The sequence below is a fragment of the Sphingobacterium sp. InxBP1 genome (assembly GCF_026191775.1).
Taxonomy (GTDB): Bacteria; Bacteroidota; Bacteroidia; order Sphingobacteriales; family Sphingobacteriaceae; genus Sphingobacterium; species Sphingobacterium thalpophilum.
Map to the genome: position 1 here is coordinate 279,483 of NZ_JAINDX010000047.1, position 19,315 is coordinate 298,797.

13 protein-coding genes are annotated in these 19,315 nt (G+C 43.5%); 9 read left to right on the forward strand and 4 right to left on the reverse strand.

Annotated elements, in window-relative coordinates:
• Positions 1 to 215: 215 nt before the first annotated feature.
• Together K7A41_RS16875 and K7A41_RS16880 are read right to left on the reverse strand one after the other, a co-directional pair.
• A complete protein-coding gene (locus tag K7A41_RS16875) occupies positions 216 to 1,748 on the reverse strand; it encodes a sulfatase (protein WP_265714608.1) in 1,533 nt (510 codons plus the stop codon).
• 325 nt (positions 1,749 to 2,073) lie between these two features.
• A complete protein-coding gene (locus K7A41_RS16880) occupies positions 2,074 to 2,802 on the reverse strand; it encodes a FadR/GntR family transcriptional regulator (protein WP_265714609.1) in 729 nt (242 codons plus the stop codon).
• Between the two features lie 147 nt (positions 2,803 to 2,949).
• On the opposite strand from K7A41_RS16880, the gene K7A41_RS16885 reads away from it, so the two are divergent.
• From K7A41_RS16885 to K7A41_RS16925, 9 genes are all read left to right on the forward strand, one after another.
• Positions 2,950 to 6,237, forward strand: coding sequence for a SusC/RagA family TonB-linked outer membrane protein (locus tag K7A41_RS16885; protein ID WP_265714610.1), 3,288 nt, complete (start codon positions 2,950 to 2,952; stop codon positions 6,235 to 6,237).
• Between the two features lie 74 nt (positions 6,238 to 6,311).
• On the forward strand, positions 6,312 to 7,877 hold the full coding sequence (locus tag K7A41_RS16890; RefSeq protein ID WP_265714611.1) for a RagB/SusD family nutrient uptake outer membrane protein: 1,566 nt from the start codon (positions 6,312 to 6,314) through the stop codon (positions 7,875 to 7,877).
• A gap of 82 nt (positions 7,878 to 7,959) precedes the next feature.
• Entirely contained in the window at positions 7,960 to 8,901 is a 942-nt protein-coding gene (locus tag K7A41_RS16895; RefSeq protein WP_232048689.1) for a dihydrodipicolinate synthase family protein, read from the forward strand.
• A gap of 61 nt (positions 8,902 to 8,962) precedes the next feature.
• A complete protein-coding gene (locus tag K7A41_RS16900) occupies positions 8,963 to 10,102 on the forward strand; it encodes a hypothetical protein (protein ID WP_265714612.1) in 1,140 nt (379 codons plus the stop codon).
• Between the two features lie 27 nt (positions 10,103 to 10,129).
• Positions 10,130 to 11,380: an MFS transporter gene (locus tag K7A41_RS16905; protein ID WP_265714613.1), complete on the forward strand. Its 1,251-nt coding sequence runs from the start codon at positions 10,130 to 10,132 to the stop codon at positions 11,378 to 11,380.
• A gap of 31 nt (positions 11,381 to 11,411) precedes the next feature.
• Positions 11,412 to 13,502, forward strand: coding sequence for a GDSL-type esterase/lipase family protein (locus K7A41_RS16910; RefSeq protein ID WP_265714614.1), 2,091 nt, complete (start codon positions 11,412 to 11,414; stop codon positions 13,500 to 13,502).
• Between the two features lie 28 nt (positions 13,503 to 13,530).
• Positions 13,531 to 14,730 carry an AGE family epimerase/isomerase gene (locus K7A41_RS16915; RefSeq protein WP_265714615.1) on the forward strand — a complete coding sequence of 400 codons (1,200 nt, stop codon included), beginning with the start codon at positions 13,531 to 13,533 and terminating at the stop codon, positions 14,728 to 14,730.
• A 5-nt stretch (positions 14,731 to 14,735) separates the two neighbouring features.
• Positions 14,736 to 16,709 carry a family 20 glycosylhydrolase gene (locus tag K7A41_RS16920; RefSeq protein WP_265714616.1) on the forward strand — a complete coding sequence of 658 codons (1,974 nt, stop codon included), beginning with the start codon at positions 14,736 to 14,738 and terminating at the stop codon, positions 16,707 to 16,709.
• 70 nt (positions 16,710 to 16,779) lie between these two features.
• A complete protein-coding gene (locus K7A41_RS16925) occupies positions 16,780 to 17,937 on the forward strand; it encodes a sialidase family protein (protein WP_028072354.1) in 1,158 nt (385 codons plus the stop codon).
• A 309-nt stretch (positions 17,938 to 18,246) separates the two neighbouring features.
• Here the strand turns inward: K7A41_RS16925 and K7A41_RS16930 are convergent, their stop codons facing one another.
• Positions 18,247 to 18,528 carry a hypothetical protein gene (locus K7A41_RS16930; protein ID WP_265714617.1) on the reverse strand — a complete coding sequence of 94 codons (282 nt, stop codon included), beginning with the start codon at positions 18,526 to 18,528 and terminating at the stop codon, positions 18,247 to 18,249.
• Positions 18,529 to 18,532: 4 nt separating this feature from the next.
• A complete protein-coding gene (locus K7A41_RS16935) occupies positions 18,533 to 19,240 on the reverse strand; it encodes a hypothetical protein (protein ID WP_265714618.1) in 708 nt (235 codons plus the stop codon).
• Positions 19,241 to 19,315 lie beyond the last annotated feature (75 nt).

Here is a 19,315-nt window from a genome sequence, read left to right on the forward strand (position 1 = left end):
TAGATGAACAGTTTTATTTTGGTCAAGGCCGCATCAAACTCTGACTTTCTTCGTGCTGACATCGGGTGGCCATCGTTTTTTCATCGGGATTTCATCGGGTTGGCTCGATGAAATCCCGATGCCGTCCCGATGAAATCCCGATGAAAGGTAGAAGTTGGTCGGAAGTTGGTCCGAAAATAATCGGAAAAAACCGTCTTGGCCATCCTTCATTTTGATCAGCGGTCGATATTGACTCGATAAATACCTTCAGCTTCTTTATCGTCAAATTTTTGTATTTGCGCGGCAAGTTTCTTTTTCATCATTTTGACAACATCCGAGTAGGCTGGGTCTTTGTATACATTTTGGAGTTCATGAGGATCTTTCTTCAGATCAAAAAGTTCCCAGTTTTCAACGCGTTTATAATACCTAATCAGCTTGTAACGATCATCCCTGACCCCAAAATGTGGACTCACGGCATGTTCCCCGTTCTCAAAATAGTGATAGAACAGAACTTTGCGATGTTCCTCTTTGTTATTTTTTAGGACGTGAACGAACGATTCGCCTTGCATGTCTTTCGGCTTTTTGACAGCGGCCAGTTCTAGAAGTGTGGGGGCAATGTCGGCGTTGACAATTTTCGCATCAATGACTGAATACGGAGGCAACAGGGCAGGATACCGCATTACCATTGGCGTACGAAAAGACTCTTCGTACATCCAGCGTTTATCAAACCAACCATGTTCGCCCATATAAAATCCTTGGTCCGAGAGGTAGATCACAATTGTATTTTCAGTGAGAGATCTTTTATCCAGATAATCAAGCACTTTGCCAATGTTGCGGTCCATAGACTGTGCCGTATTAAGATAATCGACCATATAGCGTCTGAATTTCCATTCCGCCAGCTGTTTTCCTGTTAGTTTATCTTGCTTCAGTTGTTCAAATATCGGACGGTAATACGCTATATAGCTGTCTTTCTGGGCTTGGTTCATCCGTTTGAAATTACCATCAGCCATCATGTCTTCCAGTGATTTGAACATTTTCAGATCATAGCCCATCTGCAAATCCTTGTCTATGGACATTTCCTGTAGCGCTGCTGCCTGCCTACTTTGGTAATTATCATGGAAGCTTGTCGGTAAGCTAAAATGGACAGAATCATACGTGCCAAAGTCTTTTGGATCGGGCATCCAGGTTCGATGTGTAGCCTTATGGCCGATGACCAGGCAGAACGGCCGGTTCGCATCTACCGTGTCCATCCATCGGATTGCTTTTTCAGTAACAATATCTGAGACATACCCTTCGGTGCGTTTACGGCCCTGTTTGCTGATAAAATCTGGATTGAAATATGTTCCTTGACCGACAAGAATATCATAATAATTGAAACCCTGTAGTTTGTCCCCCAGGTGAATCTTGCCTACCCATGCCGTTTGATAACCGACGTTTTGGAGCTGTTTCACAAAAAGATCCTGACGGAAGTCGAATTCGGAGTTTTCATTATCCTTAAAACCATTTTTATGGCTGTATTTACCGGTCAACAATGTCGCCCGTGCTGGGCCGCAGATGGAGTTGTTGACAAAGGTGTTTTTGAATATTGCACCACCCGCAGCAATACGGTCAATTTGTGGTGTTTTTCCGTATGTTGAGCCATAGGCACCAATTGTCTGGTAAGCATGGTCATCGGAAATGATGATGACGATATTTGGTCTTTTTTGTGCAGAAGCGTTTTTTACGATCGGCAGTGTAAGTAATACAAATAAAAACGATTTCAGTTTCATTACCCGGATTTTAAAAGGTCAGTTTATCATGCTAAAGTAACAAATATATGTATTACATAAAACGACTAATAAACAAAATTGCTAGCGCGCAAATAATAATAGCTCTAGTTGCTCATCTGTTAGAAGACGGACATACTCCCGAGCAGTTCGTCTTTAGCTCCGATAGGCCTACCCTGTTCATTCGAAACCTCACCGCAGCGATACCAAACAAGAGTGTGAGCTATTCTGGAAAACTGTTGGAAGATCGGGAAATAAACTGTTGTCGGTAGGTTATCTTACATGTTGTGCAATAACATTACTTGTGTGGATAAGCATTAATAAGACTTTATCCAACGGATTTCTTATATGCAAAAAGACGTTGATAGTGATTGTCTAAATGTTTTCGCATGGCATTGCGAAAAACTTCCGCATTGCCTACTTTCAATATATCTACAAGGCCCCGATGAGAGATAAAGCTCTTTGACGTGCTTGGGCTTGTCAATAAACCGCTACTGTGAACATATTGAAAAACAGGTAGTAACATGTTCTGAAAATCTTTTAAAATCGTGTTCCCTGTGATTTCATAAAGTTTTCCGTGAAAAGCAACCTCGGTTTCAATGTCGAAAATTGTGTTATCGGTGTTTAATGGCTCTTTAGCCACAATAGCCTCCAGCTCTTCAATATCTTTTTCCTGTATATGCTCAAACAATATATCAGCCATACCGACCTCCAGTACCATACGCATCTCAAAAAGATCCTGCAGGGTCTTGTTTTCCATAATGGTCGGATAAAGGGATTTGCGTAAGGGTTTGATAAGATCCGGACTGGTTAGCACTGCTCCTCTGTGTTTTTTGGATTCGACCAGTCCGACCATACGTAATCTCAGCATCGCCTCACGGACAACGGTGCGGCTTACGCCAAGCGTTTGCGCCAGCTCCATCTCCTTTGGTAGAGCATCCCCGACTTTTAGCCCTTGACTGACAAAGAGATTAATGATTTCTTTCTCCGCACGGTCTACTAGTGAAGAAGTATCAATGGTTTTTAGGTGTTCAGTTAAAGAAGGATTTAATTCCATATATGTTACATGTAGCGCATTAGGCACTGTAATACAAAGATAATTAATTAAAATCAAAAATATGTTATACATAATGTAAATATAATTTGTTTTTTGCGTTTATGATTTTATATATTTGCATATATGTAATACTTAATACAAACCAATATGTATTCAAACCTAAAATTACGATCCCTGTTAACGCTGTCTGTTCTGGCAGGCCATATGTTATTGGCCCAGGCTCAGGATCATTCATTTAAAGGGAAAATCACAGATGCAAAGACGGGGGAATCGCTTAGCAATGTGAACATCAGAATCAAGGGAACCAACCAATCGTTAAAAACGCATGCTGATGGAACCTTTATAATCACGACCAATCCAAATACGACCTTGGTCATTACTTCAACGGGCTATAAGCCTTTTGAAATAGCTATTGGACAGCTCCGACAATTGGATATTAAACTTGAATCAAAAGTCGAACAAATGGATGAGGTTGTGGTGGTGGGATACGGGAAGATGAAGAAATCCAATTTGACAGGCTCCGTTAGCCGTCTGGATAAGAAAGTGCTTGAAACTGGAGTCCGTTCTAATCCAGCTTCTGCCTTAGCTGGTACTGTACCCGGCATTCGGGTTCAACAGACTTCGGGAAGACCGGGGGCTGTTCCCACAGTTGTACTCCGAGGTGGAACAACATATGGGGGAGGAGGTGCACCATTGGTCATTGTTGATGGGTTAATTCGAAATGGATTTAATGATATCAATCAAAATGATATTGAATCTATCGACGTATTAAAAGATGCTTCGGCCACAGCAATATATGGTGCAAGGGCAGCAAACGGTGTCATATTGATAACTACGAAAAGAGGAAAAGAGGGGATTTCCAACATTACTATTTCGTCTAAAGTGGGTGTCAATAAATTGAATATGCCTTTTGATTTCCTAGATGCAAAAGACTATCTGTACTGGAGCCGAAAAGGCGTTCAGGTGTCTGGACAATATCAACCATCTCAATTGAATCAACTGACTAGCGTTGGTCCCTTCGGTACAGGTAATAAATATAAAGACGATAAAGGAAACATCCTCGACGGTAATATGACGAGCAATGCCGTATGGAGTACAATGTTCCTTGATGATACCAATCGTGAATTACTTCAGCACGGCTGGCAAACAATGGTTGATCCGGTTACGGGAAAGGAGCTGTTATTTAAGGATTTTGATTACGCAAAGTATGCGCTCCGCAATGCAAGTCTGACACAAGATTATAGTATAGCATTACAAGGAGGGAATGACAAAGGTAAATACTATGGAAGCGTCGGAAAATACAACGAAAAGGGAATGCCAATCAATACCTTTTATGACCGGACGACTTTCATACTGAACGGCGAGTATAGGATTAAACCTTGGCTGCATTCTCTTTCGAGTGTAAATTTCGCGTACACAAAATGGCGGGATGCCATTAACGGTGAAGGTAATTATATGACCCGCGCATTGGGAGCTCCGCCAACAATGCGCGGCACTAATGCTAACGGAGATCTGCTTGTTGGCCGTGATTATCTAGATGGAAACCCACTGGTAAATGATGATAAATTTATCCGGAAAAACCTAAATCAAAAACTTACACTTACTCAGGCGTTTACTATTGATTTTGCAAGAGACCTTAATTTGCGTATAAGCGGAAACTGGTTTTTTAATCAATCAACCGTAGAGTCTTTTAATAAGGATTATCTCGCGAGCCCGGGCAATTATGTGCGGACACGCAACTCTTCGGCCTCTTATGACAAGATATATAACCAAACTTACAATGCGGTCTTGAATTACAAACCGGTTATCGATAACTCTCATCACATTGACGTGATGCTGGGCTCGGAATTTTTCGATACGTATAATAATGGATTTTCGGCAGCTGGAAGTGGGGCTCCTACGGACGATTTTATGGATCTAGGATTAACGAGCCCTGAGGCAAATAAACGAAGTATTGATTCTTACCACGATCGCCAGCGTATTATGTCTTATTTTGGACGTGTAAACTATGATTATAAAGAAAAATATCTTTTGACGCTAACGGCCCGTCGCGACGGTTATTCAACACTATTAAATAACAGATGGGGAACTTTTCCTGGTGTCTCAATAGGCTGGGCTTTGCACAATGAGGATTTCTTGAAGGAGTATTTAGGCTCAACAAAATTGTTAAACACCTTAAAATTGCGGGCGAGTTATGGGGGAAATGGTAATGTCAGCGGGATAGGTTCATATACGCTCCAAGGTTCCTATGGCACGAATAAATACGACGGTCAGGTAGGGTATACCATGTCAACGCTATCTATTCCCAATTTAAAATGGGAAAGTCTGATCACAAAAGAAGTAGGACTAGAGGCGAGGATGTTAAACAGAATGGACTTCAGTTTTGCTTATTATCACAGAACTACAAAAGATAAAATAGCAAACTTAACCCTACCCGCTTCAGCAGGTTTTACAACGATTACGACCAATAATGGTGACATGCAGAATCAAGGGATCGAAATCGGATTGAATTATCAGGTGCTACGGAAAAATGACTGGGACCTGAGTTTTAACTGGAATACAGCCTATAACAAAAATAAGATATTGAAATTGCCATTTAACGGTGTTGAAAACAATAGGCAGGGCGGTTTGCAAGTTTACGATCCGAAAACCAGAGAGCTAGTTTGGGTAGGTGGTTATCAAGAAGGACAAGACCCTAACGTAGCTTTTGCTTATGAGGCCATTGGGATCATTCGTACACAGGAGCAACTAGATAATTATGCATTGCAGTTGAAAGATCTTATTGGGGCAAGGACGTTGGTGCATCCGGATGTTTATAATGCAATGTCGAGCAGTGAGAAAAACTTACACTACCCGTTGGCCTTGGGAGATGTTATGTGGAAAGACGTAAATGAAGATGGGATTATCAATTCCTATGACAGGGTATATATGGGAAATACTCTTCCAAGGTGGACCGGAGGTTTTGGAGCGGCCTTGCGCTGGAAAGATATCAGTTTTAGCACCCGCTTTGACTATGCATTGGGCTATGTCGCCTATGATGGACCGAAAGCTTGGTTTTTAGGGATGATGCAGGGAACATTTAACACCACCACAAGTGTATTTGATACATGGACTCCGGACAACCCGAATGCTCAATACCCCACCTATTATTGGGCAGATCAACTTTTTAAAAATAATACCAGCAGAGAGAGCAGTATGTTTTATAATAAAGGGAACTATTTGGCATTTCGGGAGGTCAATCTCTCCTATCGTTTACCTAAGTCTATCGCTCAACGAATAAAGATGGAGGATCTTAGCGTATCCGTGACGGGGCAAAATTTACATTATTGGTCAAAAAACACCTTATTTTCACCAGAGAGTGGGAGTGTAGGGCAAAATGGCGGAGGTTATCCTCTTCCACGGACCTTTATCCTTGGTCTTCAGCTAACCTTTTGATTTTCAATTTTAACAATAAGTTTATTTAGTACAAAGTTCAGAGACGAGTAAATCTGATAGAAAAAATTAAACGGATGAAAAAGATACTTATATACATAGGCTTCGCAATTTCTTTGTTTTCCTCATGCAAAGAAATTGATTTGGATCTCATTCCAGAGGATTATTTCGCCAGCGGAAGCTTTTGGAAAAACAATGAGCAGGTAGCTGGAGCAATGCTTGGACTTCATAACCAGCTTCGTGGACAGCAGCAAAATTTATGGAATCTGGGTGAATTGCGTGGTGGAACTTTGCGAGATGGTACTAGTTTTACGGGGACAGCGTCGTTGAACGCTGCGGGGATAATCACACAGGATATCCGTGAAAGTTCGCCGGGAATCTCCAGTTGGGCGGGTCTTTATGGCCCAATATTCCAGGTTAATAACTTTATTTATCAAGTGGAGAAGGCCGACTATCTGACCGATACACAAAAGGGGTATTATCTGGGGCAAGCTTACGGACTACGGGCTTTCTATTATTTTTATCTGTTTCGTACATATGGTCGCGTCCCTTTAGTTACGGAACCACAGGCAGCAGTAAACACGCCCTCGTCGGCAGAAGAAGCCTATAAGGCCAGAACCGAAACTGAAAAAGTGACCTTAGATTTCATAAAGTCGGAAGTGGACAGATCAGAAAAATCGTTTGCTGGAAGTTATGAAACAAAGAACCAGAAAGCGCAATGGTCACTGGCTGCCACGTTAATGTTAAAAACGGAAGTCTACCTATGGTCGGCTAAAGTAGGAGTGGATGGAATGGCTCCAGAAAATGTTGCCGGTGATTTGAAACTGGCGAAGGCAGCAGTAGAAAGCGTGATGTCGAGATATGCGTTGGCCAGCAGCTTCTCCGAGCTGTTTCAGTCTGCTAGCATGCCATCGATGAAGGGTAATTCAGAAATAATTTTCACGATTCGCTATTTGAATGGTGAGGCTACTTCTTTCTTCAATAACTTTATTTATGCCGCAAGCGATGATCTGACAGGCTACGTGGACGACAAAGGGCAGAGTATTCCTAAAGATCCTCTGCAAGCCGGGTCTACGGGAATAATTCGTTATGAATACAAAATCGATCTTTACCGCCTATTTGATAAGGAGGATACAAGAGCGAACGCAACCTTTCTCAATTTTAATAAAGGGAACACATCTGCTATTGTATTTAAAAAGTTTTTGGGTACGTTGATCGATGGTGTCCGTAGCTATTCGGATGATTATCCTATTTATCGCTTGGCCGAAGCGTATCTGCTGTTGGCAGAAATCAAAAATAAACTGGGAGAAGATCCGACCGCTGAAATTATGGCCGTCAGAAACCGTGCTTACGCTGGTAAAGCCCCCGTGTTTACTAAGGGGAGCTTCGAAGCAAACGAACTGGCAATTTTTTATGAACGTACAAAGGAATTTGTCTCTGAAGGTAAACGATGGTTTGATTTAAGACGGATGCAAGATGGTCAGGGAAAGTCTTTAGTGTTTCGTAAAGACCTGAATCTGGTCGGTGTCTTAGAACAAACAGACGGTCAAAAACACAAGGTCTTGTGGCCAATAGATTTAGGTACACTGACGGCTGATCCAAAGCTGACTGGCCATCAAAATCCGGGTTATTCAGGTACATAATACAGCAATCCCGCCTCGGATGATATCAGACGGGAAGCAAATACATAGAATTATTTATCAAATCAAAACATATATCATGCTAATGCAAAAAATATCGGGATTAATAGCTGCACCATTTACTCCTTTCGATGAGTCGGGAGAACTCAATCTTGCGCTGATTCCAGCATATTACGATATGCTAAAAAAAAATAAGGTAACAGGTGCTTTCATCTGCGGCTCTACGGGGGAAGGGGTATCGTTGACGTTTGACGAGAAGGTCGCTGTAATGACAGCTTGGGCAAGCCTCACAAGCACTGACGCGGAATTTACATTAATGATGCTCTTAGGCGGAACCAATATCAAAGAATGCCAGCAGTTAGCCCGACTGGCAGAACAGGTAGGAGTGGATGCTGTTTCGTTTACTTCACCATCTTATTTCAAGCCGGCAAATGTGGATCAGCTGGCAAAATGTTGTGTCGAAATAGCGGGCGCCTCCCCTCGGACAGCTTTCTATTATTATCATATTCCGGTGCTGACCGGGGGAAATTTCCCGATGATCGAATTATTAAAAAAAATTGATGGTGTAATACCCAATTTCAGAGGCATTAAGTATACACACGAAGATTTCATGGATTTCTTAAGTTGTATGAATTTCGCGGAGCGGAAATATGATATGCTTTGGGGAAGGGATGAAAACATGCTGTCGGCATTAGTATTGGGTGTCAAAGGTGCCGTCGGAAGTACGTATAACTACGCGGCGCCGTTGTATCTACGGCTGATGGAGGCTTTTGAAGCAGGTGATCTCGAAAAAGCAAATGCACTGCAGCAACAATCAATTGACATGATATCGTTGTTGGGCAAATATGGTGGCATTGCTGTTGGAAAGGCTTTTATGAAGTTGATTAGCTTAAATTGTGGCGAATTCCGGCTACCCGTGAAAAATATGTCCATAGAGCAGTTCGCACTTTTTAAAGCAGATGTTATGAAGCTTGGCTTTCAGGACTTTGCTGCACATGGGTGTGATAAACCGGAGGATGGTAGGTAATACAGGCGCTCATGCAGCAGGAGAACAAACGGCTGGCCAAGCTGGCCAAAAATAGATCATTATGACAAAACAAAATTGGATGACGATTGTAGCAGGAATATTGATGGTAAGCAGTGTTTACGGGCAGACCGGCCGTTTGGAATGGCATCGTTCTATTGACCTGCCCGCAAGGCAGAATGGAAAGGCACATATTGGTCTGGCAGGACCAATAGCCGGACTTGCCAAGGACTTTTTGCTGATTGGTGGTGGAGCTAACTTTCCGGATCTGCCACCGTGGGAAGGCGGCAAAAAAAAGATACAGAAAGATGTCTATATATATGCAAAAGATAGCGCCGGCCTCAGTCTGATAGGGCAAGATAGCCTACCGGACGCTGTTGCTTATAGCGCCAGCCTGAGTGTAGCCAACGGACTGTGTGTTATAGGCGGAGAGAATACGGAAGGAAAGACAAATGCCTGTCGACTGATCAGGTATGACGTTAGCAACAGAAAAATAGAAACGTTTGTCTATCCCCAGCTTCCGTTTTCGCTCTCCAATATGGGGGCCGTATGCTTAGGGAACAAGCTGCTGGTTGCTGGTGGCGAACGCCATGATGGAGTGTCGGACCAAGTGCTGCAGCTGGATCTCGAAGATCTCGGCAGCGGATGGAAGAAAGTCGGAACGCTTCCTTACCCAGTATCGCATTTGCAGCTGCTGGTGGACGATATGCACCATTTATACTTAGTGGGGGGGAGAAAAGGAAACCGGAGTGCTGCCTCGACTTTATATCAAGGGCTATTGAAATCTGTTGACGGTGGGCAGCGCTGGTTGGAACTGACGGATATTCCTTTTAAAGCTGCTGCTGGGACAGCCTGTGTACTACCGGATCATGGGCTATGGTTATTTAGTGCGGATCGGGGGACTACTTTTCATCGGGTGGAAACGATACTCTCCGAGGCTGAGAAAGAGCCAGATACGGAAAAAAAGCAGGAGCTGATTCGCGCTAAAAACATGCTTCAGGCCAATCATCCCGGATTTGGCAGGGAGATCTGGCGTTACGACCTGAAATCAGGGAGATGGAGCCGAGCGGGGGATCTGCCCTCCAATGGGCCGGTAACAACAACAGCTGTTTTATGGGGGGATATGTTGGTTTTACCGTCAGGTGAAATCAAAGCGGGTGTGCGAAGTGCACAGATTTTACTGGCTACATTTTTCAAGAAATAGAATAATAAACAACAATAGGAACCTGAAATGATTTCTTCATTACGACATCAATCCTTTTATCCATGGCTCGTCGTGGCGCTACTTTGGGGTGTTGCGTTACTGAACTATATGGACCGGCAAATGCTTTCCACAATGCGTGACGCGATGCAGATCGATATACCCGTATTACAAAGTGCGGAGGCCTTTGGCGCGCTGATGGCTATTTTTTTGTACATCTATGGTATCATGAGCCCAATAGCTGGCATCGTCGCGGATCGTGGTAATAGAAAATGGCTGATCGTCGGAAGTTTGTTTGTTTGGTCAGCGGTCACTTATGGAATGGGTATGGCAAATGACTACCCTACCTTGTTGATACTTCGCGCTATTATGGGTTTTAGCGAGGCGCTGTACATTCCGACGGCGCTTTCGTTGATCGCAGATTATCATATAGGAAAAAATAGATCCCTAGCCATTGGTTTACATATGACTGGATTATATACCGGTCAGGCACTGGGTGGTTTTGGCGCAACACTGGCGGCTTCAAAAGGTTGGCATACTGCTTTTCACTGGTTCGGAATAGTCGGTATAGTCTATGCAGTGATACTTGCCGTCTTGCTTTCCGAAAAAAGGCCTGAGCCAGCGGCAGAGGAAAACGGCCAGGAAGGACAATGTTCCTTGCTGAAAAGCCTGATGCTGATTTTTTCCAATGTGGCGTTCTGGATTCTGCTGTTTTATTTCGCAGCTCCCAGTTTACCGGGTTGGGCTATAAAAAATTGGCTGCCAACGTTATTTGCGGACAACTTGCACATCCCTATGTCCAGTGCAGGGCCTCTGTCTACGATAACGATTGCAATCTCCTCCTTTGTAGGTGTAATAGTAGGCGGTATGGTGAGCGACCGTTGGGTGAGGAAACAAATTCTTGGTAGAATTTATACCAGTGCAATTGGCCTTGGATTGACAATACCAGCGTTGTTGTTTTTGGGGTTAGGACAGACATTGACAGCAGTGCTGGGAGCAGCAATCTGTTTTGGAATTGGCTTCGGTATGTTCGACGCCAACAATATGCCTATCCTGTGTCAGATCGTACCGAGGAATCTACGCGCTTCCGCTTATGGATTTATGAATATGGTTGGCGTATTTGCGGGGGCCGCCATAACGCAATGGTTAGGCAGGTTCAAGGATGAAGGACACTTTGGCCTCGGTTTCGCTGCGTTAGGAGTAGCTGTGTTAATCGCTCTCTTGCTCCAGCTGCTATTTCTTAAACCTAAACCGACCGGAGAGACGGAAGGAATTTCTTAACAGATCAATGGTTATGTATATGATATCCTTTATGAAGTCATTCCGTTCTCTTTTTGAGAAAAGTTGGTTACTGTTGCTCTTTTTCCAGCTGGCGGCATCGGCTGTTGGACAAAATCGTATCCGCGTAGCCTGTGTCGGTAATTCGGTCACCTTTGGCTATGGACTTGGAGACCCTGCTCATGAATCTTATCCTTCTCAGCTTCAGTTGTTGTTGGGAAACGCTTATGAAGTGGCCAATTTTGGACATTCAGGTGCCACCCTTTTACGAAGTGGACATAAGCCATATCATAAGACCGCTGAATATAAAAGACTGCTCAACTACCAACCCGATATTGTCATTATACATCTTGGCCTCAATGATACAGACCCGAGGAACTGGCCCAATTATAGAAATTCATTTGCGTCGGATTATGCCACATTGATTGACGGTATCCGCGCAGTTAACAGGCAGATGAAGATCTATATATGTCGCTTGACACCTATTTTTAGTGGGCATCCTCGTTTTTTGTCCGGTACCCGTGACTGGTACGGCCAAATACAGAAATCGATTCCTCAAATTGCAGAGAACAATCATGTAGAGCTGATTGATCTGAACAGTCCGCTACAGTTCCGTATCGATTTGTTTGATGATTATTTACATCCAAACCAGCAGGGAGCTTATATCATCGCGACGCAGATTGCCCGGGTACTGGCACCGGTACAACACGGTTTACAGGTTGCTGAGACCCTAGGTTCAAATATGGTGCTTCAGCGTAACTGGGAAAATAAGATATATGGCAAAGCAACACCCCATATCAAGGTAAAGGTTATGTTTAATAAAATCCGCTATATTGTCTTTGCAGACCGTGACGGCTCTTGGCAGGTAAAGCTGCCGAAGATGGAGGCGGGAGGGCCATACCGAATCTCGATAAGCGCCGGCAAGGACAAGATCGTGTTAAACAATGTCCTCTTTGGTGACGTTTACTTGGCATCGGGTCAGTCCAACATGGCTTTTCAGCTTCGGCATGCAATGAGAGGGGAAGAACTCATCAAGGGAGCAGATCATCTTAAAAATCTACGTCTCTTCAAATGTCGGAACTTGATGGAAACCAACGCGACAGTATGGGATACTATCGCCTTGCAAAAAGTAAACGATCTCACCTATTTTACAGGCTCATGGAGTTCGGTGACAGAAGATCAAGCTGCTCATTTTTCAGCAGTAGCGTATGCGTTTGCAGAACAGATCACAAAGGAAGAACAAATTCCTATTGGTATCATCGACCTGTCGGTAGGCGGCTCAAACACAGAATCGTGGATAGATAGGAAGTCTCTGGAAAATGATGATCTATTGGCAACTTATATTCACCAATGGCGGACTTCAGATTTCATACAGGACTTTTGCAGGAAACGTGCCAGCCAGAATCTAGCGCTCTCAAAAGTAAAAAATCAACGCCACCCTTATCAACCGGCGTATAACTTTGAGGCAGGAGTCAGTAAATGGCTGGAAACTGGTCTTAGGGCAGTGCTCTGGTATCAGGGCGAAAGCAATGCACATCACATAGAGCTTCATGAACATCTGTTTAAAACTTTAGTTTCTTCCTGGCGAAAAATGTTTCATCAGACCTTACCTTTTTATTTTGTTCAATTGCCGGGACTGAACAGGCCATCATGGGGCGATTTTAGAAATTCGCAACGGTGCCTGGAAAAACAAATAGAGCGTGTCCACATGGCGGTTGCGTTTGATCTGGGTGACTCATTGGATGTCCATCCGCGTGAAAAAATAACCATTGGCCACCGTCTGGCTAATTTGGTTAAAAAATATGAATATGGGCAATCGGTCAATGCCGACCATCCTCAGGTCGTTAAACAGCTCCATGCCGATTGCTGCCTTTACTTAATCTTTAACAACTGTAAGGAACTGAAGACGAAAAATGGTTATCCGCTAGCGGGGTTCCAGGCTATTGATGAAAAAGGTAGAATCCACAGTATCAATGCATACATCGTTGCAGCGAATAAAATAGCGATCGAAAAACCGGGCTTCAGTATCAAAAAGATCGTGTATGCTTATGAACCTTTCAATAGAGCCAATCTTCAAAATGAAATTGGAACGCCAGTTTCAACTTTTGATATAATAGTAGAATAAAACTAACGCAAAATCAAAGAAATAAGATATGAATCTCACAGAAATCGAAAAAAAACTGGACACTTCCTATTTGGATCAAATGGAAAAGTTTTACCAGAATCAGTTATTAAATGATACTGTTCCATTTTGGTTCCCAAAATCTATTGACAGTACATATGGAGGGTATTTGCTGATGCGTGACCATGACGGTACCTTGATTGATTCGGACAAAGCGGTATGGATACAGGGCCGGGCCTGCTGGTTATTGTCTACTCTCTACAACACCGTAGAGGCTAGAGATGAATGGTTGGTCTGGGCACGCTCAGGCTATGAATTCTTAAAAAAGCATTGCTTCGATAGCAATGGAAAAATGTATTTCCATGTGGATCAACAAGGAAGACCCATTCGGATGCGACGTTATTTCTTCTCAGAGACTTTTGCTGCCATTGCCTTTGCTGCCTTTGCCAAAGCCACTGGTGACCAAGATATCGCAGCAGAAGCCAGATTTTTGTTTGGTGAATGCTTGGCCTATGCTAACGGCGAGAAGTTAATCGCGCCCAAATACGAGCCCACCAGGCCAATGAAGGGTATCGGTGTACCTATGATTATGATCAATACGGCCCAACAGATTAGGGAAACCATTGGCGATCCCCGTTGTGATCAGGCCATTACGGATTTTATCGCTCAGATACAGGGGGATTTCGTGAAGGATGATATTCAATGCGTTATGGAGCAGGTCGGTGCGGCAGGAGAAATTATCGACCATATTGATGGACGGACGCTCAATCCCGGACATGCAATCGAAGGTGCCTGGTTTATTTTGCATGAAGCCAGACACCGGGATAATGATCCTGACCTGATTAATCTCGGTTGCCGAATGCTGGACTATATGTGGGAACGTGGCTGGGACAAGGAATATGGTGGAATCCTTTATTTTAGGGATGTGTATGGTAAACCTGTACAGGAATATTGGCAGGACATGAAATTCTGGTGGCCCCAGAATGAAGCTATTATTGCAACCTTGCTGGCTTACCTCTTGACCGGCAACGAAAAATATAAGAAATGGCACCAACAAATCCACGATTATGCTTATGATCATTTTCATGATAAAGTTAATGGGGAGTGGTTTGGTTATCTCCACCGCGACGGAACGTTAGCGCAGACGGCCAAAGGGAACCTCTTTAAAGGACCTTTTCATCTCCCGAGACAGGAATGGTACTGTATGCAGATTCTAAAAACACTGAGATAGAACACATGAAGTTATCGATCGGCTTGCGTGGTTTAATAATTAACTTCGTTTGTTTTGCGTGTCTAGTCATCCCGTATATCTGTATGGGGCAGTTAGCCAGGCCATTGCTTCCAATGCCTCGGTCGGTGAGCTGGAAGGAAGGCGTCTACCGCCTCCACAAAAACGTTGGAGTAGCAGTTCCCCAGGATACGTTGAGGGAAGAAAGACGATTGCTCCTGAAGTTGCTGCAAGACTGGGGGCGACAGACGGGAATAATAGACGCTAAGGAGAAACCTGATATTGCGCTGGTATGTGGCGATTTCATAGACTTGCCCACAGCAGCTGAAGCTTATCAGATTGATGTGACCCAATCCGGTGTACGGATAAAAGCTAAAAATAAAACAGGGATATTTTACGCCCTGCAGACCCTGAGGCAGTTGGGCGACCTCAATGGTGAGATACCTTACTGCTCTATCGTCGACTACCCGGCTTTTCGGTGGCGGGGTTATATGGTTGATGTAGGCCGGAATTACCAAAGTATCCCGCTGTTGAAAGAACAGATCGACATGATGGCCAGGTATAAACTGAATATTTTCCATTTTCATTTTACGGAAGATATTGCCTGGAGATTGGAGAGTAGAAAGTATCCCGGTCTAACTGACTCTACCAATATGGAACGTTGGAAAGGTAAGTTCTATACCGTCACCGACATGCAGGAACTGATCGGATATTGCAGAGAACGGCATATTCAGCTGGTTCCGGAGATAGATATGCCTGGGCATTCGGCAGCATTTCGCCGGTACTTTAAAACGGATATGCAAAGTGACAGCGGTATGGCTGTGATTAAGAACTTGGTAAAAGAATTTGTCGATACGTATCCGGGATTACCCTTTTTACATATAGGAGGGGATGAGGTCAAAATATATAATCGAGCATTTCTGCCAACGATGACAAAATGGGCAGAGTGCCTGGGACTGCAAACAATAGGCTGGGATCCCGGAGGCAACCTGTTGCCACAGACTATCCGCCAGCTTTGGATGGGTGGGCCACAGGAGATCACAGCAGATTATTCTTTTGAAGCTGTGGATTCAAAGCACCTTTATATTAACCATATGGATCCATTGGAAGCGGTTACCACCTTATTCTATAGGCAATTGGGCGGAAGCGCAAAAGGGAACCGAAAATTACACGGAGCAATCTTGTGTTCGTGGCCGGATCGGGCAGTCAATAATGAACGCGATATCTTTCGCCAGAATGCAGTCTATCCTGCTTTATTGACGTTTGCTGAACGTAGTTGGCGGGGAGGGGGCGAGTTTGAATGGCGTAGTAACATAAAAACTGATGCGCAGGGGCATGCTGAATTTACTGAATTTGAAACGCGGTTGCTGCAGCATAAAAATTTATATTTTAATAAACTGATCTTTCCCTATTACCGACAGAGTACACAGCAATGGACAATATATGGTCCTGTCGCAAATCATGGAAATCTCGCGATGTCGCTGGAAAATGAAAAGAAGGGTGATTTCAAATTTTTGAAAAAAATTGGCGAGTTTTACGGCGGTACGGTCGTCCTGAGACATTGGTGGTCAGATGTCATAAAAGGGGCTATCGATCGGCCATTGGAAAATACAACTGTATATGCTGTCAGCGAGTTCTGGAGTGACAGGGAGGGCAATCAGAAGTTCTGGATCGGATTTAATGATCTTTCCCGTTCGTACGCAAGCGATTCACCGGCTCTCGGAACCTGGGATGACAGGATGAGTAGAATTTGGATAAATGAAAACGAGGTTCGTCCTCCAAAATGGCAGAACGCTGGTCAAAAAGGAAGTTTGGAAATTGCCTTGGTTGATGAAGGTTACAGTTATCGTCAACCTACAATTATCTGGTTAAAAAAAGGTTTGAATAAGGTCGTGATTAAACTTCCTGTAGGAAAGTTGGAGGGAAAAGACTGGCAAAATCCCCTGAAGTGGATGTTTACCTGCATTCCGATCTACGATTGAATAGCAGAAAATCCTTAGGAAACATGTGTCTTACATTCAGTTATAAACAAGCAATTTAATAGAAAAACATATGAAAAAAATAAGCATAGTGCTCGCATTTGTCATGCTGGCGGGCATGATTCAGGCACAGGAGGTTGATGTATTTATTTCGGGACAAGATGGTTATAAGAGCTATCGTATTCCAGCCATTGTAAAAGATAAATCAGGTCAGTTGATCGCTTTCGCAGAAGGAAGGGTGGATCATGCTGGGGACTTTGGCAATGTGGACATTGTTTATAAAATCAGTCAGGATAATGGTCGGACCTGGGGACCGCTGAAGGTGGCCGTAGATAATGATAATTTGCAGGTAGGTAACCCTGCTCCGGTAGTCGATTTACTCGACCCTGCCTACCCAAACGGGCGTCTGCTGCTTTTTTATAATACGGGAAATAATCATGAAGGTGAGGTGCGTAAGGGCAACGGTTTACGTGAATGCTGGTCGATCAGTTCTACTGATGGTGGCAAAACTTGGTCTCAACCTAGAAATATAACTCTGGAAACACATCGTCCCAATCAACCTTCTGTACATGCGCAATATACCTTTAAGGAAGACTGGCGTGCGTATGCCAATACGCCCGGACATGGGCTGCAATTTGACTCAGGTAAGTTTAAAGGGCGTATTTATATTCCGGCAAATCATTCGGAAGGGAACCCGAAAGTGAATGGCAAGGACTATTTTGCCCACTCTTATTACTCAGATGATCATGGGAAAACATTTAAACTGGGCGAGAGCATAGGATTTGAAGGGTCAAACGAGACAATGGCAGCCCAGATATCCTCAACGGGATTATATATGAATTCCCGTAACCAACAGGGGAATGTTAGATCCAGGATTGTTTCTTATTCAAGTGACGGCGGGGTGACCTGGGATACGACCTATTACGACAAAAACTTGCCCGATCCAGTCAATCAGGGATCTGTACTTTCCTGGCAGAAAAAAGGGAAGTATATCTTGGCGGTGTGTAACGCCGCAATGACCAACAGAAGGGACAATTTGACACTGCGCTTAAGCAAGGATAAGGGCAAAACATGGTATTTCAGCCGTATTATTGCAAAAGCGCCGGAGCAGGTGGAAGGAGACTATGCCGCCTATTCTGATCTGGTGCTCTTAAATAAAAAGGCCATAGGTGTCCTGTATGAAAAAGACAGTTATAAAAAAATTGTATTTGTGCCGGTGAGTTTAAAATAGTGACGCTTTAATTCCTACATCTATCTCGTGCGTGATAAATGCGCAGATAGGTCACTTGTTTGAAAAAGCATAGATTTTTAACACAAAAACACCTGAAGCGGGGAACTTCAGGTGTTTTAACCTAACCAATTATTAACCTAAATTTATGAAAAGTATACTAAATGATAATCAATATTCATGCCATTTTATTCCTCTGTATACTACACGGTTCTTTGCATGGTATTTTTTACGATTGATAAACCATTGGCGGCTGGCTACGTTCAGAGAAAGCGATGAGTACCATCTATTGAGACAATCGTATCCCGCAGATCATTGCGCAAAGAATCGCCTGAACAACTCTTCCCATTCGCTTTCTAGGGGCCCTGTAAATACAGGCTGTTTGGCACGGTTATACCAGTAATCCGCATTCCAAAGATCGCCCTCCTTGCGATGGAGATAAGCGTGCACATGTGCAGCTGCTGTACCATCCAGCCGATCAACAAGATCGTGGGCAGTTTTCCAGTCCCCTTTTTTGTCAAACCATAAGGCCTTCTGTATCGGTGACCAATCGTCTTTAGGCTCTTCCAATAATCGAAATTCTTGTATTGTCATTTTGTCATTTATCAATTTCCTTACTCCAGATTTCATAAATATCATCACCGTTAGAGCTTTTTCCGCTATGGTGCCATTTGTTGTCCAGGATTTTCCCTTCGAAACGAAGTTCTTGTCCGACGCGGCTATTATCTCTCGAGAAAAAGAGGATTTTCTCTTTGTATTCTTTGTCCCGGTAGGTGTAACGGCCGCCACCTGTTCCGTAAAATCCTTTTTGTGCCGGATTAATAGCAATCCACTGGAAATAACCATCGACTAGGATCTTTATCGTTTTGCGATCGGAGCGTGGAATTTCGTGTATTTTTGTATTTTGTTGCCGTCCAGTTATTCTCCATAAAGCATCCAATGGCTGGGGCTGTACTTTTTGCTTTGTGAACAGCAGGTCGGAGCCATGTACCTTAATCAGCACCTTATCACTGTCTTTTTTGTAACTTAAATTGATTTTGCTGCCAATAGTGGTGCTATCCGTGCTATTATATTCTGCTAACACAGTAAGTTGGTTGTTCTGTTGTTGAATCGGACCTCCCCAGGTATAGCCGAAATGTTTATCTATATCGTCATAACTGATAAAGGACAGGTAATGATCTTTGATCAGAATAAGATTTTTGCTTTTGCCTGTTTGGGATAAATAAACACCGTCAGCAAGTTGCGCCTTTGTCTCAAAATGAGCGACGAAAGAGAATATGACTAGTAGTATTAAACAATTTTTCATATCAATTCAGCTTATATTGTCCATTAAAGATACAAATAAAAAGGCGTCAAAGAAAAGCCCCCTGAGTTCTATCTC